The organism is Amycolatopsis bartoniae, from assembly GCF_014191255.1.
GTDB lineage: Bacteria > Actinomycetota > Actinomycetes > Mycobacteriales > Pseudonocardiaceae > Amycolatopsis_E > Amycolatopsis_E bartoniae.
The window spans coordinates 228,851-243,469 of record NZ_JACHWH010000004.1; the positions used below are offsets into that span (position 1 = coordinate 228,851).

The 14,619-nt window shown below is 70.6% G+C and carries 17 protein-coding genes; 7 read left to right on the top strand and 10 right to left on the bottom strand.

Going from position 1 to position 14,619, the window contains the following annotated elements; genetic code table 11:
* Nucleotides 1-4: 4 nt before the first annotated feature.
* The 5 genes from FHX82_RS22435 to FHX82_RS22455 form a co-directional block, all read right to left on the bottom strand.
* A complete protein-coding gene (locus FHX82_RS22435) occupies nucleotides 5-1,243 on the bottom strand; it encodes an ABC transporter permease (RefSeq protein ID WP_145939202.1) in 1,239 nt (412 codons plus the stop codon).
* Nucleotides 1,240-1,947, bottom strand: a complete 708-nt coding sequence (locus FHX82_RS22440) for an ABC transporter ATP-binding protein (RefSeq protein WP_145939203.1) — start codon at nucleotides 1,945-1,947, stop codon at nucleotides 1,240-1,242. The genes FHX82_RS22435 and FHX82_RS22440 overlap by 4 nt, the downstream gene beginning before the upstream one ends.
* Entirely contained in the window at nucleotides 1,944-3,206 is a 1,263-nt protein-coding gene (locus FHX82_RS22445; RefSeq protein ID WP_145939204.1) for an efflux RND transporter periplasmic adaptor subunit, read from the bottom strand. The genes FHX82_RS22440 and FHX82_RS22445 overlap by 4 nt, the downstream gene beginning before the upstream one ends.
* 133 nt (nucleotides 3,207-3,339) lie before the next feature.
* Nucleotides 3,340-4,368 (bottom strand): tryptophan--tRNA ligase, encoded by a 1,029-nt coding sequence (trpS, locus tag FHX82_RS22450; protein ID WP_145939205.1) that lies wholly within the window; start codon nucleotides 4,366-4,368, stop codon nucleotides 3,340-3,342.
* Between the two features lie 13 nt (nucleotides 4,369-4,381).
* Nucleotides 4,382-5,275: a LysR family transcriptional regulator gene (locus FHX82_RS22455; RefSeq protein ID WP_145939209.1), complete on the bottom strand. Its 894-nt coding sequence runs from the start codon at nucleotides 5,273-5,275 to the stop codon at nucleotides 4,382-4,384.
* Between the two features lie 76 nt (nucleotides 5,276-5,351).
* Here FHX82_RS22455 and FHX82_RS22460 point away from each other — a divergent pair, with 76 nt between their 5' ends.
* A complete protein-coding gene (locus tag FHX82_RS22460) occupies nucleotides 5,352-6,374 on the top strand; it encodes a TDT family transporter (protein ID WP_145939206.1) in 1,023 nt (340 codons plus the stop codon).
* A 133-nt stretch (nucleotides 6,375-6,507) separates the two neighbouring features.
* On the opposite strand, the gene FHX82_RS22465 is transcribed toward FHX82_RS22460, so the two are convergent.
* On the bottom strand, nucleotides 6,508-6,813 hold the full coding sequence (locus FHX82_RS22465) for a hypothetical protein (RefSeq protein ID WP_373308711.1): 306 nt from the start codon (nucleotides 6,811-6,813) through the stop codon (nucleotides 6,508-6,510).
* A 206-nt stretch (nucleotides 6,814-7,019) separates the two neighbouring features.
* Here FHX82_RS22465 and FHX82_RS22470 point away from each other — a divergent pair, with 206 nt between their 5' ends.
* From FHX82_RS22470 to FHX82_RS22485, 4 genes are all read left to right on the top strand, one after another.
* Nucleotides 7,020-7,238 (top strand): DUF2277 domain-containing protein, encoded by a 219-nt coding sequence (locus FHX82_RS22470; protein ID WP_145939207.1) that lies wholly within the window; start codon nucleotides 7,020-7,022, stop codon nucleotides 7,236-7,238.
* A gap of 546 nt (nucleotides 7,239-7,784) precedes the next feature.
* Nucleotides 7,785-8,375, top strand: coding sequence for an ArsR/SmtB family transcription factor (locus tag FHX82_RS22475; protein ID WP_145938795.1), 591 nt, complete (start codon nucleotides 7,785-7,787; stop codon nucleotides 8,373-8,375).
* 1 nt (nucleotide 8,376) lies between these two features.
* A complete protein-coding gene (locus tag FHX82_RS22480) occupies nucleotides 8,377-9,051 on the top strand; it encodes an SRPBCC family protein (protein WP_145938794.1) in 675 nt (224 codons plus the stop codon).
* Nucleotides 9,048-9,515, top strand: coding sequence for an NUDIX hydrolase (locus FHX82_RS22485; RefSeq protein ID WP_145938793.1), 468 nt, complete (start codon nucleotides 9,048-9,050; stop codon nucleotides 9,513-9,515). Before FHX82_RS22480 ends, FHX82_RS22485 begins: the two co-directional genes overlap by 4 nt.
* A 355-nt stretch (nucleotides 9,516-9,870) precedes the next feature.
* Here FHX82_RS22485 and FHX82_RS22490 read toward each other — a convergent pair whose 3' ends face one another.
* The 4 genes from FHX82_RS22490 to FHX82_RS22505 form a co-directional block, all read right to left on the bottom strand.
* On the bottom strand, nucleotides 9,871-10,671 hold the full coding sequence (locus FHX82_RS22490; RefSeq protein WP_145938791.1) for an exodeoxyribonuclease III: 801 nt from the start codon (nucleotides 10,669-10,671) through the stop codon (nucleotides 9,871-9,873).
* A gap of 36 nt (nucleotides 10,672-10,707) precedes the next feature.
* Nucleotides 10,708-11,031, bottom strand: a complete 324-nt coding sequence (locus tag FHX82_RS22495; RefSeq protein ID WP_145938790.1) for an SH3 domain-containing protein — start codon at nucleotides 11,029-11,031, stop codon at nucleotides 10,708-10,710.
* A gap of 192 nt (nucleotides 11,032-11,223) precedes the next feature.
* Nucleotides 11,224-12,447 carry an NADP-dependent isocitrate dehydrogenase gene (locus FHX82_RS22500; protein ID WP_145938789.1) on the bottom strand — a complete coding sequence of 408 codons (1,224 nt, stop codon included), beginning with the start codon at nucleotides 12,445-12,447 and terminating at the stop codon, nucleotides 11,224-11,226.
* Nucleotides 12,448-12,609: 162 nt separating this feature from the next.
* Nucleotides 12,610-13,548, bottom strand: coding sequence for a GlxA family transcriptional regulator (locus FHX82_RS22505; RefSeq protein ID WP_145938788.1), 939 nt, complete (start codon nucleotides 13,546-13,548; stop codon nucleotides 12,610-12,612).
* Nucleotides 13,549-13,635: 87 nt separating this feature from the next.
* Between FHX82_RS22505 and FHX82_RS22510 the strand changes: the two genes are divergently transcribed.
* Both FHX82_RS22510 and FHX82_RS22515 read left to right on the top strand, forming a co-directional pair.
* A complete protein-coding gene (locus FHX82_RS22510) occupies nucleotides 13,636-14,037 on the top strand; it encodes a DUF6010 family protein (protein ID WP_145938787.1) in 402 nt (133 codons plus the stop codon).
* A gap of 4 nt (nucleotides 14,038-14,041) precedes the next feature.
* A complete protein-coding gene (locus FHX82_RS22515) occupies nucleotides 14,042-14,614 on the top strand; it encodes an HhH-GPD-type base excision DNA repair protein (RefSeq protein ID WP_145938786.1) in 573 nt (190 codons plus the stop codon).
* Nucleotides 14,615-14,619: the final 5 nt, after the last annotated feature.

A 14,619-nucleotide genomic window follows, 5' to 3' on the forward strand; every position in this document is an offset into this window, starting at 1 on the left:
TCCGTTACTCGCTGCGCAGGGCGTCGATCGGGGCGAGCCGGGCCGCGCGGCTCGCGGGGTAGACGCCGAAGACGAGGCCGATCGCGATCGCGGTGAGGATCGCGACGGCGGTGGCCGAGGGGCTGATCGAGATCTGGATCGAGATCAGGTGCGGCAGGGCCAGTGCGCCGGCGATGCCCAGCAGCGCGCCGAGCAGTCCGCCGGCGAGCCCGAGCACCGACGCCTCCACCATGAACTGCCTGCGGATCACCACGGGACTCGCGCCGACCGCCTTGCGGAGGCCGATTTCGCGGATCCGCTCGGTGACCGACACGAGCATGATGTTCATGACCCCGATTCCGCCGACCAGCAGCGAGATCGCGGCGACCCCGCCCAGCAGCAGGGTCAGCGTCTGGCTCACCGAACTGGCGGTGGACAGCAGCGACTCCTGGCTTGCGATGGTGAAGTCGGCGGCCGCGGAGTCGGTGATGTGGTGCAGCGCCAGCAGTTCCTGGTTCGCCTCCTGGTAGGCGGCGGACAGCGTGTCCGAAGTGGTCGCCTCCAGGTAGATCGACTGCACCGACGTGCGGGTACTGCCGCCGATCAGCCGGTCGGCGGCCGTGCTCATGGGTACGAGCGCGGTGTCGTCCTGGTTCTGCGCGGACGACGTGCCGGCCGAGGTCAGCACGCCGACGACGGAGAACGGCGTGGTGCCGATGGTCACCGTCCGGCCGACCGCGTTGCCCGCCGTGCCGAACAGCTCCTCCGCGGTGGAGGGCCCGAGCACCACGACGGCGGCTTCACCCGTCTCGTCGGCGTCGGTCAGAAAACGGCCCTGCGCAACGGTTCTCGCCCGCACCCCGAGCCACGCCGGAGTCGTGCCGACCACCGAGGTCGTCCACGTCGTGGACCCCGCGGCCAGTTCGGAACTCTTGCTCGTCGTGGGCGCGACCGCGGCGATGTCCGGCGCCACGCCGGGTGCGGCGAGCGCGTTCGCGTCGTGCACCGTGAGCGTGGTGGCCGAACCGCTGCCGCCTCGGACGCCGGTGGTGCTGCTCGTGCTGCTCCCCGGCGACACGACGAGCAGGTTCGTGCCCAGCGAGTTGATCGCCGACGCGACCTGCGCCTGCGCGCCCTCGCCGAGGCCGACGGTGAGGATCACCGCGGCGATGCCGATCAGGATGCCGAGCATCGTCAGCCCCGAGCGCAACCGGTGCGAGCGGATCGCTTCGAGGCTCGTGCGGAGCGTTTCCAGCCAGCTCACGCGATCACCCCCGTATCGGCCAGCGCGGTGTCGGTCTCGATCAGCCCGTCCCGCAGGCGCACCACGCGGTTCGCGTGCGCGGCGACCTCCTCCTCGTGCGTGATCAGCACGATGGTGTGACCGACCTGGTTGAGCTCGCGGAACACCGACAGCACGTCCGCGGTGGCGGCCGAGTCCAGCGCACCGGTGGGCTCGTCGGCGAGCACCATCGACGGCCGGTTCACCAGCGCGCGGGCCAGCGCGACGCGGGACTGCTGCCCGCCGGACAGCTCGTTCGGCCGGTGCTCGACCCGGTCGCCGAGCCCGACTCGTTGCAGCAGCTCGATCGCGCGCGCCTTGCGCTCGGCGCGTTTGATGCCCGCGTAGCAGAGCGGCAGCTCGACGTTGCGCCATGCCGGCAGTCCCGGCAGCAGGTTGAACTGCTGGAACACGAAGCCGATGCGGCGGTTGCGGATCGCCGCGAGCTCCAGTTCGGACAGGCCGCTCACGTCCTCGCCGGCGAGCGCGTAGCTGCCGGTGCTGAGCAGGTCGAGGCAGCCGAGGATGTGCATGAGCGTCGACTTGCCGGAGCCCGACGGCCCCATGATCGCGACGTACTCGCCTTCCTCGACGCGCAGCGAAACCCCGCGCAGCGCCTCGACCTCCACCACGCCGGTCGAGTAGACCTTGCGCACGTCTCGTACGTCGATGACGGGGACGCTCATCCGGAGAACCCGTTTCCAGTGCCGAAACCGCCAGTGCGGTTGCCGCCGCCGAAGCCACCGGTACCACCGGTGCCACCCGGTCCGCCGAAGCCGCCGGTGCCGCCGTTCCGGCCGCCGGTGCCGCCCGTTCCGCCGGTGCGCTGGGTCCCGCCACCGGTGACCATCACCTGCTCCCCTTCGGACAGTCCACTGAGGACCTGGATCATCCCGTTGGAGGTCTGCCCGAGCTGGACGGTCCTGCTGGTCTGCTTGCCGTCGGTCATCACGTCGACGGTCGCCTGACTGCCGTTGTAGTGCACGGCGGTCGCGGGGATGGTGAGCACGTCGGTCAGCTGCTTGACCACGATCGAGACGGTGGCGCTCGCGCCCGCGATGAGCCCGGTGGGGCTGCCCGTGACGGTGATGGTGACCGGGTAGCTGGGCACGGAGGTGGAGCCGCTCGCCATCACGGCGACGGTGCTCACGGTGCCGTAGACCGGCTGAGTCGCGCCGTTGGGCGTGATCACGGCCTGGTCGCCCGTCTTGATCTGGCCCACCTCGGTGTCGTCGACGCTCGCGTTCACGATGTACGACCCGGTGGAGATCACCGTGATCTGCGCGGTGCTGCTGGAGCTGGACGACGAGGACGCGGCGCTCGCCGAACTGCCGCCCTGTCCACCGGCCTGCCCACCCGAGCCGCTGCCGGACGACGACGCCGAGTTGCTGCTACTGCCCGACCCGCCGGCGGAAACCTGTTGTCCCACCGTGAGGTTGACCGCCGCGACGGTGCCCGCGATGGGCGAGGTCAGCGTGGCTTCGGAAAGCGCTGTCTGCGCGTTGTCGAGCTGGTTCTGGGCCGCGGTGATCGACGCCTCGTCCGCCTCGATCTGCGCCGAGGACGCGCCGTTCGACTGGTCGGACGACAGCTTCGACTGGTCCGAGGCGAGGCTGGACCTGGCCTGCGCCACGCTCGCCGACAGCGACGCGGACTGCACGGTCGCCAGCGCCTGCCCGGCGGTGACCTGCTGGCCCACGGTCACGTTCACGGCGGTCACCTGCCCGGACACCCCGAAGTTCAGGTCGCTGCGCTGCGCCGGTTCGATCGTGCCCGACGACGAGACCGTCTGTTTCAACGTCGTCGTGCTGGCCGCCACCAGCCGGTACGACGGTGCGGCGGCGGGCCGCGTGAGCACCCACGTCGTGATCCCGGCGGCCACCAGCACCACCACGACGACGGTGCCGTAGACCCACCGTCTCTTCCTGCGAAGCCTGCTCAGCACCGCGACCTTCTCTCCTGCGCCAAGAAGAATGACCGGCGAAAGCTTCGCCGGTCATTCTGAGGCGCGTCTGAGAAAAGCCGCTTTCCAGCTGTGAATCAGCTATGTGTTTCCGGGGAATTCGGTAAAAAGGGGCTTACTTCCCCGGTGGCAGGAACCCCACCCGGTCGTACACCAGCGCCAGGGTCTCCGCCGCGACGGCCCTGGCCCGTTCGGCCCCGTGCGCCAGGACCTTGTCCAACTCGGCCACGTCGTCCAGATAGGACTGGACGCGTTCCTGGAACGGAGTCACGAACTCGACGAGCACTTCGGCAAGATCTTTCTTCAGGTCGCCGTAGCCCTTTCCGGCGTACGCCGCTTCGAGCTCCGGAACGGTGCGGCCGTCGAGCGCGGAATAGATCGTCAGCAGGTTCGACACCCCGGCCTTCTCCTCCGGGTCGAACACGATGTCGCGGCCGGTGTCGGTGACCGCCGAGCGGATCTTCTTCGCCGAGCGCTTCGGGTCCTCCAGCAGCTCGATGAGCCCGTTCGGCGACGACGCGGACTTGCTCATCTTCGACGTCGGGTCCTGCAGGTCGAAGATCTTGGCGGTGTCCTTGACGATGTGCGGCTCCGGCACGGTGAAAGTCTTGCCGTAGCGGCGGTTGAACCGCTGCGCGAGGTTGCGCGACAGCTCCAGGTGCTGGCGCTGGTCCTCGCCGACCGGCACCGCGTTCGCCTGGTAGATCAGGATGTCCGCGGCCTGCAGGATCGGGTACGTGAACAGCCCGACGCTCGCGTGGTCGGTGCCCTGCTTGGCGGCCTTGTCCTTGAACTGCGTCATCCGGCTGGCCTCGCCGAACCCGGTCTGGCACTCCAGGACCCACGACAGCTGGGCGTGCTCGGGCACGTGGCTCTGCACGAACAGCGCGCTGCGCTCCGGGTCGACGCCGAGCGCGAGCAGCTGGGCCGCCGAGACCCGCGTGCGCTGCCGCAGCACCTTCGGGTCCTGCTCGACCGTGATGGCGTGCAGGTCGACGACCATGTAGTAGGTCTCGTGCGTGTCCTGCAGCAGCACCCACTGGCGCAGCGCGCCGAGGTAGTTGCCGAGGTGGAACGAGTCTGCGGTCGGCTGGATGCCGGACAGCACGCGCAGCCGGGCTGGGGTTTCCTGAGCGTCGGACACGCCTTCGATTGTTTCAGGCCCCGCGGGCCGCGATGGCGGCGAGGTCCGCGGCCGGGCCCCGCAGCGCCTGCCCGGCGGGCCAGATCAGCCGGAGCGCCCGGCGGAGGTCCGTGCCGGAGACCTCCAGCCCGACCAGCGTGCCCGCGGACAGCTCGGTGGCCACGGTGTGCGCGCCCAGCACGGCAGGCGCGATGCCCTCGATGACCGCGGCCTTGATGGCCGTCGTCGACGACAGTTCGAGCACGGGCGCGACGATCCGGTGCGGCGCGAGCGCGAGCTCCAGCGCGCGGCGGGTGCCCGAGCCCTGCTCGCGGGTGACGAGCGGGGTCGCGGCCAGCTCGTCCGGCCGGACGCGGCGGCGTCGCGCCCACGGGTGGCCCGGTGCGACGACCAGCCGCAGCTCGTCGACCGCGACCGTCTGGGCCCGCAGCCCGCTCGGCAGGTCCGGCCCCTCGACGAAACCGAGGTCGGCCTCCCCGTCGAGCACGCGCGCCGCGACTTCGGCGGAGTTTCCCGCGGTCAGCGCGACGATGGTGGCCGGAGCGGGCGTGCGCAGGGCGGCGAGCCACTTCGGCAGCAGGTACTCGGCGACGGTGAGGCTGGCCGCGACGTGCAGGTGGCTGTCGCGCTCGTCACGCAACGCGGCGATGCCGGCTTCGAGGTCCGCCGCGGCGTCGACCACCGGCCGCGCCCAGTCGGCGACCAGCGCACCGGCCTTGCTGAGCCGCGAGCCACGCGGCGACCGTTCGACGAGCGAGACGCCGATGCGGGCCTCCAGCTGCTGGATGCGGGCGCTGGCCGCGGGCTGGGAGATGCCGTGCGCGCGGGCCGCCGCTCCGATCCCGCCGAGTCTCGCGACCGAGAGGAGCAGGTCGAACCCGGCCAGTTCGGTGACGCGCGACGGCAAGGGCATAAGTCCAGGCTATGAGTTCATTGGCCTGCGCGGTCTACCGTTTCCGCCGAGATACCCCGAACGTGTAGGTATGCCGCTGCCTCGTGCCGGAACCACGCCGAACTGGTTCGCCTCGGTGATGGGAACCGGGATCGTCGCCAACGCCGTCCCCGTCCTGCCCGTGCACCCGCCGGGGCTGCGTGGTGCCGCGACCGTCGTCTGGGCGTTCGCGGCGGGCTGGCTGGTGGTGCTGTGCGGGGCGATGGGCCGGGAGTGGTGGCGCAACGCGTCCGGCCAGCTGGCGCATCTGCGGGACCCCGTTCTGGCGCATTTCTGGGGTGCGCCGCCGATGGCGCTGCTGACCGTTGGCGCGGGGACGCTCGCGCTGGGACGGGACTGGATCGGGTTGCCCGCGGCGCTCGTGGTGGCGTGGGTGCTGTGGAGCGCAGGCACCGCGCTGGGTCTGGTGACGGCCGTCGGGCTGCCGTACCGGATGATCATGGGCCGCGTCGGGGACGGCGAGGCGTTCGGCGGGTGGCTGATGCCGGTGGTGCCGCCGATGGTGTCCGCGGCGACGGGCGCCGCGCTGGTGCCGCACCTGCCCGCCGGACAGGCCCGGTTGACGATGGTGCTGGGCTGTTACGCACTGTTCGGGGTGAGCCTGTTCGCGACGCTGGCGCTGCTGCCGTTGATCTGGCAGAGCCTCGTGCGCGGCGGGCCCGGTTCGGCGCCGACGGTGTGGCTGGTGCTGGGGCCGCTGGGCCAGTCGATCACGGCGGCGAACCTGCTGGGGACGGTCGCGCCGTTCGGTTCGGCGGGGCGGTTGCTGGGCCTCGTGTACGGCGTGCCGACGTGGGGGTTCGCGATGCTGTGGCTGGTGCTGGCGGCGGCGGTCGTCCTGCGGGCGGCGTTGCCGTTCTCACTGACGTGGTGGAGCTTCACGTTCCCGCTCGGTACCTGTGTGACGGGGACGTGCGCGCTGGCGGAGGCGACGGGTTCGGAGCTGTTCGCCGCCTCGGCGGTGGTGCTGTACCTGCTGCTGGTGGCCCTGTGGGCGACGGTCGCCGTCGGCACGGCGACCCAGGCGTGGTCTCGCCCGGCGGCGGGCGTGTGACCGGCCTCAGGCAGTCGGGCGCTGGTAGGCGTCTGCCCCGCAGCGGCCGGGCTGGCTTCAGGCCGTCGGGCACCGGCCGGGGGCTCGGGTTCGCGGCCCGCGTGATTTTCGCCCGTCGGCGGGGTGGCCCGTCTCAGGCAGTCGGGCGCTGGTAGGGCGTGAGAGCCGGACGGGCAGCGTCCTGGGCGGGCTCGGGTTCGACGGGGACCTGGGCGGCCTTGCGGCGCTGCCGCACGACGCCGAGCGCCATGCCGACGACACCGAGGATCACGGCGGCCAGCCCGACCGGCCCGAGGAGCCCGAACGACATCTCGTTGGTCGGCGGCGTCACCTGGGCTTCGGCCGCGTCGGCCACGCCGGTGCCGCCTGCCAGCAGCGCCAGGAAGAGCACGCCCGTCGAGGCGCCGAAAAGCCTGACCGGAGTGGTTCGGTTGCGCACCGGGTTCCTCCCACGTCGAGACGCCGTCAATGCAGCGTCGTCACCCTTATGGGCGGTCATTGCCTGCGTGAAAACTACCGAGCGTGTCAAGACGAGTCGTCTTTGATCAACTCGGGGCCAGACCCTAGCGCCCAACCGAGTGCACGCGACACCGGGTCCGGTTAAAAGCGTGCGATCGGGGTACGGGCGGGCGGAGAATGCGCGGCATGTGCCGGAGCATCAAGACACTGAGGCCGCCCTACGCCGACCAGGTGACCAGCGAAGACGTCCACGCGGCGGCGCTGCAGTACGTGCGGAAGGTGTCGGGCTTCCGCAAACCGGCGGCCCACAACGCCGAAGCCTTCGACCGAGCCGTCGCGGCGATCGAACAGGCCACCGAGGCCCTGCTGGCAACCCTCGAAGTCCGGGGCGCGCACAGCCACTGAGCCCCAGGCGTGAGTCTGATCACAGGTGCGGCGGGGCTTCGAAGCCTGGCGAGCTCGTGGCCCCGCACCCGGCTGGGTAACCCCGTGTCCGCCCAAGAACTCGTCGCCACCGTTGGCCTGCCTTCGCTCTCCTCCTCCGCCCGCATCGCCTCGCGCCACCAGCCCCGCCCTCCACCGCGCCGCTTGCCACCGCCCCGAGCCCACCCTCAACCCATGCGCCAACGCCTCTCGCTGCCCGCCACCCCAGGCCCCTGCCCCAAGCCCACACCCCTGGCCTCCCCGTCCACCTCACCGCCTCATAACCCGTGCCCCCTGCCCACACCCCTGGCCTCCCCGTCCACCTCACCGCCTCATAACCCGTGCCCCCTGCCCACGCTCCTGGCCTCCCCGCCACCCCTCCACCTCGCCGCCCACACACCGCATTCCCTGCCCTCCCCACCGCCGCACTCACCTGGCCCCACACGCCGCACCCCCTGCCGCCCACTCCGCGCCTCCGACAACACTTCCTGTCTTGACAAACAAAGTTGTCGGTAGCACACTTCCCCCATGCTCGAAGTCGCCGTGATCGAAGATCCCGCCGCGGCCGAGGTCACGTTGGACCCGGTCCGGGGGAAGCTGCTGGCCGCGCTCGTCGAACCCGGTTCGGCCACTACGCTCGCCGCGCAGGTCGGGCTGCCCCGGCAGAAGGTCAACTACCACCTGCGGGCGCTGGAGCGGCACGGGCTGGTCGAGCTGGTCGAGGAGCGCCGGAAGGGCAACGTCACCGAGCGGGTCATGCGGGCGACCGCCGCCTCGTACGTCATCTCCCCGACGGCGCTCGCCGACGTCGCGCCGGATCCCGACCGCGCGCCGGACCAGTTGTCGGCGCGGTGGCTGCTCGCGTTGGCCGCCCGGCTCGTCCGCGAGCTCGGCGGGCTCATCACCGGCGCCACGGCGGCCCGGCAGCGGCTCGCCACCTTCGCGATCGACTCCGAGATCCGGTTCGCCAGCGCGGCGGACCGCGCGGCGTTCGCCGAAGAGCTCGGCGACGCCGTCAAAGGGCTCGTCGGCAAGTACCACGACGAGAAGGCGCCGGGCGGGCGCAGGCACCGCCTGGTCGTCGCCCTCCACCCCACCCCCAAGAACAAGGAGCAGTGAAATGGCCAAGGAGTTCGAGATCAAGCGGGAAGTCGTGCTGCCGGCCGAGCCCGAGGACGTCTTCGCCGCCGTCACCACCGGTACCGCGGGCTGGATGTTCCCGACGCCCGCGCCCGACCCCGCCGACCCGGCGGTCCGGAACTGGGAGCCGCCGCACCGGTACACCGTCAGGCAGGAGAGCGAGGACTGGTTCAACGCGCTCGACTTCATCATCGAAGCACGCGACGGTGGCACGGCGACGCTCCGGTACGTCCACAGTGGAATCTTCACCGACGACTGGGACAACCAGTACGACGGCGCGAGCAAGCACACCGACTTCTACCACCACACGCTGGCCCAGTACCTGCAGTACTTCCGCGGCCGCAGCGCGGAGTACGTCGAGCTGTCCGGCCCGGAGCAGTCCGCGCACCCGACGGCGCTGGAAGCGGTGAAGAAGTCGCTGGGGATCAACGGCGAGACGGTGCGGCTCGACCTGCCGGGGCTCGACCCCGTCGAGGCGACTGTCGACTACCTCAACCCGTACTTCATCGGCCTGCGCACGCCGGACGCGCTGCACCGGATCTTCGGCCGCAACCACTTCGGCGGCACGGTGGACGTCAGCGTGCACCTGTTCGGCACCGACGCCGGGGTGGAGCAGGCGTGGCAGCAGTTCCTTAACGGGGTGTTCGCCGCGTGACTGCCCGGCAAAGCGCGGGAATTCTGTTGTACCGCAAGGAGAACGGTGAGCTGCAGGTCCTTTTGGGACACATGGGCGGCCCGTTCTGGGCGCGGAAGGACGCGGGCGGGTGGTCGCTGCCGAAGGGCGAGTACGAACCGGACGAAGCCCCGGAAGCGGCCGCCCGCCGCGAGTTCGCCGAGGAGCTGGGCCTGCCGGTGCCCGAAGGCGAACTCGTGGACCTCGGCGCGGTCCGGCAGTCGGGCGGCAAGGTCGTGACGGTGTGGGCGCTGGCAGGCGACCTCGACCCGGCGCAGGTGGTGCCGGGAACGTTCGAGATGGAGTGGCCGAAGGGCTCCGGCAGGCTGCAGGAGTTCCCGGAGATGGACCGCTTCGCGTGGTTCACGCTCACCGAGGCACGGGAGAAACTGCTGAAGAGCCAGCAACCGTTCCTGGACCGGCTTGCGGAAGCGGTGGGCGGGTAATTCGGTAGAGAAGACGATCACTGTGTACCAGGCTTACGGCTCCGCCATCGCCGACGCGCGTTGCGCGCGGGCACGTTCGTCCGCCGTGCAAGCCGGGCAGGAACGGGTCTCGCGGTGGAGGCGGCCCACGGGTTACTGCCCGGGGAGCACGAGTATCCCTTCCCGGGAGTGCCTGGGGTTCACGACCAGCCGTAGATGCTTCACGGAGTTTCCGCCTCTTTCAACAGCGCCGAACACGTCGAGGCGGCGAACCGAGAGAGCGCGACACAGCGCCTCGATCTCGCTCCGCTTCACTTCGATCAGCTCGTGCAACGACCGGCACCTCCCGGGACCGATTCTGCCGGATCCGCGAACCTCACGGCCAGTCGTACGTCACCGTCAGCGGGGCGTGGTCCGACCAGCGCTCCGCGTACGTCGCCGCCCTCTCGACGCGCGCCGAGACAGCGCGCGACGCCAGGCCCGGGGTGGCCACCTGCAGGTCGATCCGCCAGCCGGCGTCGTTGTCGAACGCCTTGCCGCGGTACGACCACCACGTGTACGGGCCCGGCCCCTCCGGGTCGAGCTTTCGCTGCACGTCCACGTACCCCGCCTCGTCGTAGACGCGGCCCAGCCACTCCCGCTCCTCCGGCAGGAAGCCCGAGTTCTTCCGGTTGGTCCGCCAGTTCTTGAGATCGACCTCGGCGTGCGCGATGTTCCAGTCCCCCAGCACGACCACCTCCGACCCCGCCGCCCCGGCCTTGGCCCGCAGCTCGACGAGGTACGGCAGGAACGCGGCCATGAACCGCTCCTTCTCCTCCTGCCTCGGCGTCCCCACATCACCGCTGGGCAGGTACAGGCTGGCCACCACGAGCCCCGGCAGGTGGACCTCCAGGTACCGGCCGCTCTGCTCGAACTCCGGCTCCCCGAACCCGACGCGCACTTCGAGCGGCTCGACGCGCGTGTACACCGACACGCCGTTGCGCCCCTTGACCGAACACGCCGCGTGGTGGACGTGCCACCCCAGCGGCGCCACGACCTCCTCGGGCAGCTGGCTCGACTCGGCGCGCACCTCCTGGCAGGCGACCACGTCGGCCTCGCTCGCGGCGAGCCACTCGACGAAGCCCTTCTTGGCGGCGGCACGCATGCCGTTGACGTTCACGGTGGAGATGGTCAGCACGCCAGCAGGCTACCGGCCCCCACCGACAGAACCGGCTCAGCCGCAGTTGGCGCCCGCCACCGGCTGCAGGTAGTCCGTCTTCGCCCACTTGTTCTCGGCGATCTTGCGGAAGCCGTTCTGCACGACGGGCTCGGCGGCGGTCTTCGCGTCGTGGTTGAACTTGCCCACGATCTGCGCGTTGACGTCCGGCGCGGCACGCACGTTCAGCACGTCCGCGGTCACCGCCACCGTGCAGCCGGCGGCGCCCCCGGTCGCGCCCTCGGACGCCCGCTTGTCGGCACCCATCACGTAGATGAGGCCCACGCCCACCAGCACGGCGCCGATGATCAGAACCCGCTTCTTCGGGAGAGCCAGGCTCACGGGAAACTCCTCGCGGTCTGCGGAATGCCGAAGTAAGGGTAGCCACACAAAGTTGGCCGGCGACAGGTCGAGAGAGCGAAACCACCCGGAGGCCGCAACGAGCGTGAACGGCCCATCACGGCCCGTGACGACGAAACAGGGGCGCGCCCGGCGAACCGGTGCGCGCCCCTGCGGGTCCGCGAGGAGGAGCCGTCAGCCCTGGTTGATCTTCTTGGCCAGGTTCTCGTCCAGCGTCGCGAGGAACTCCTCGGTGGTCTGGAACGGCTGGTCCTTGCCCACGAGCAGGGCCAGGTCCTTGGTCATCTTGCCGCTCTCGACGGTCTCGATGACGACCTGCTCCAGTTTGTTGGCGAAGCCGATCAGCTCGGAGTTGCCGTCCAGCTTGCCGCGGTGCTCCAGGCCCCGGGTCCACGCGAAGATCGACGCGATCGGGTTGGTGGAGGTCGGCTTGCCCTGCTGGTGCTGGCGGTAGTGGCGGGTGACCGTGCCGTGCGCGGCCTCGGCCTCGACGGTGCGGCCGTCCGGCGTGCGCAGCACCGACGTCATCAGGCCGAGCGAGCCGAAGCCCTGCGCGACCGTGTCGGACTGCACGTCACCGTCGTAGTTCTTGGTGGCCCAGACGTAGCCACCCTCCCACTTCAGCGACGCGGCGACCATGTCGTCGATCAGCCGGTGCTCGTAGGTGAGGCCCTTGGCGTCGAAGTCGGCCTTGAACTCGGCCTCGAAGATCTCCTGGAAGATGTCCTTGAACATGCCGTCGTAGGCCTTCAGGATCGTGTTCTTCGTGGAGAGGTACACCGGGTAGCCGCGGTCGAGGCCGTAGCGCAGCGAGGCGCGGGCGAAGTCCTCGATCGACTTCCGGAAGTTGTACATGCCGATCGCGACGCCGCCGCCCTCCGGGTAGCGCGCGACCTCGAACTGCATCGGCTCGGACTCGTCGTCCGGGGTGTAGGTGATGGTCAGCGTGCCCGGGCCGGGGACCTTGAAGTCGGTGGCCTTGTACTGGTCACCGTGCGCGTGACGGCCGATGATGATCGGCTTCGTCCAGCCGGGTACCAGCCGCGGGATGTTCTGGATGATGATCGGCTCGCGGAAGACGACGCCGCCGAGGATGTTGCGGATGGTGCCGTTCGGGCTCCGCCACATCTTCTTCAGGCCGAACTCCTCGACGCGGGCCTCGTCGGGGGTGATGGTGGCGCATTTGACGCCGACGCCGTGCTCCTTGATGGCGTTCGCCGCGTCGATCGTGATCTGGTCGTCGGTGCGGTCCCGCTCCTCGATGCCCAGGTCGTAGTAAGCCAGGTTCACATCCAGGTACGGATGGATGAGCTTGTCCTTGATGAACTGCCAGATGATGCGGGTCATCTCGTCGCCGTCGAGCTCGACGACGGTGCCCTCGACCTTGATCTTGGCCATGAGCAGCGGTGCTCCTCTCGCGGATCCTCGCGTTTCGGTTTCGATGCGCTGTGGTATGCGGTACAAGCGTACTGCTAGCGGGAGCGCGACGCCCCGGGTGGTGACGAACGTCCAGTCTCGCAGTTTCGCGACCTGGGCCGGGCCACCGGGTCGGACGTCGGTTCAGCCCCGGAACGCCGTCCGGTAGCCGCGCGGGCTGGTGCCCACCACGCGCTTGAACCGGTCCCGGAACGCCGTCGGCGAGCCGAAGCCGACCTCGTCCGCGATGCGCTCGACCGGGTGGTCCGTCGTCTCCAGCAGGTGCTGGGCCCGGCGGATCCGGGCCAGGTGGAGCCACTGCAGCGGGGTGGTGCCGGTCTGCTCGCGGAAGCGCCGGTTGAGCGTCCGGGCGCTCATGTCCGCCCTGGCCGCGATCTCCGCCAGCGTGAGGTCACGCGCGGCGTTGTCCTCCAGCCACCGCAGCAGCGGCTCCAGCACCGAACCGCGGGGCACGGGCGGCTGGTCGTGGACGACGAACTGCGCCTGCCCGCCCTCGCGTTCCAGCGGCATCACCGACAGCCGGGCCACGTCGGCGGCGATGGCCGAACCGTGGTCGCGGCGGACCAGGTGCAGGCACAGGTCCAGGCCCGCCGCCGCACCGGCCGACGTGAGGAACTGGCCGTTGTCCACGTACAGCACAGCCGGGTCGACCTCGATCGCCGGATGGCGCGCGGCGAGGACGCCGGCCGCGCGCCAGTGGGTGGTCGCGCGCAGCCCGTCGAGCAGGCCGGTCGCGGCGAGGATGAACGCCCCCGAGCAGATCGAGGCGAGGCGCGCACCCCGCGCGGCGGCCCGCCGGAGCGCTTCGAGGACCTCGTCCGGCACGGGGCCCGCCTCGGCGCAGCCGGGCAGGACGATGGTGTCGGCTTCGGCCAGCGCGTCCAGCCCGTGCGGCGGCTGCAGCGTGAACGCGCCCGCGCGCACGACCGGCGTGGCGCCGCAGGTCAGCACCCGGTACAGCGCGCGGCCGTCGGGCAGCCGGGCCCGCGTGAAGACCTCCAGCGGGGTGGCCAGGTCGAACGGGACGACCTGGTCGAGGGCGAGGACTGCCACCGTGTGCACGTGCCGACCGTAGCTGGCGAGAATCCGTTGGTAGTAGGCAATCCAGCCCGTTCCGGGGCGCGGCGGCCGTCGTTAGCGTCCAGGGCCATGATCGTCGTCTCCGCCATCCTCGTCGGCCTCGTCTACGTCCTGGTCAACTCCCTCATCGCCGAGTCGCACCGCCGCCGCTTCAACGCGGTCATGGTCGCCGGCGCCGGGGCCGCGTACCTCAGCAGCGGCGGGTTCGGGCCGTGGGAGCTCGCCTTCACCGCCGCGGTGACCTACTGCGCCTACCGGGGCCTGGAGTCGTGGACGTACATCGGCATCGCCTGGCTGCTGCACACCACGCTCGACGTCATCCACCACCTGAAGGGCGCCCCGATCCTCCCCTTCGCCCACACCTCGTCACTCGGCTGCGCGATCTGCGACCCGGTGATCGCGATCTGGTGTTTCGGCGGCGGGCGGTCGATCCAGCAGCTCCGCGGGCAGCTGGTCTCCGTGCGAAAATGACGCCATGCCCCAGAAGCTGCGCCTGACCGGCGACGCCGACGCCGACCGGCTGCTCAGCACCGATCCGTTCGCGCTGCTCACCGGCCTCCTCCTCGACCAGCAGTTCCCGATGGAACACGCCTTCATGGGCCCGAAGAAGATCGCGGACCGGATGGGCGGCTTCAGCATCACCAGGATCGCCGAGACGCCGCTCGAAGAGTTCGTGGAGTTGTGCGTGCAGCCGCCCGCCATCCACCGCTACGGCGGTTCGATGGCCCGGCGGGTGCACGCGCTGGCGCACCACGTCCTGTCGCACTACGACGGCAAGGCGGACCGGATCTGGAAGGCAGGCAAGCCGGACGGCAAGGAAGTCCTCAAGCGGCTCAAGGCATTGCCCGGCTACGGCGACCAGAAGGCACGGATCTTCGTGGCACTGCTGGGCAAACAGCTCGGCGTGACCCCGGACGGCTGGCGCGAGGCCGCGGGAGCCTACGGCGAGGAGGGTTCCCGGCGCTCGATCGCCGACGTCACCAGCGCGGAGACCCTCGCGGAGGTCAGGGCGTTCAAGAAGGCCGCGAAGGCGGCCGCCAAGTCCTAAGTGGA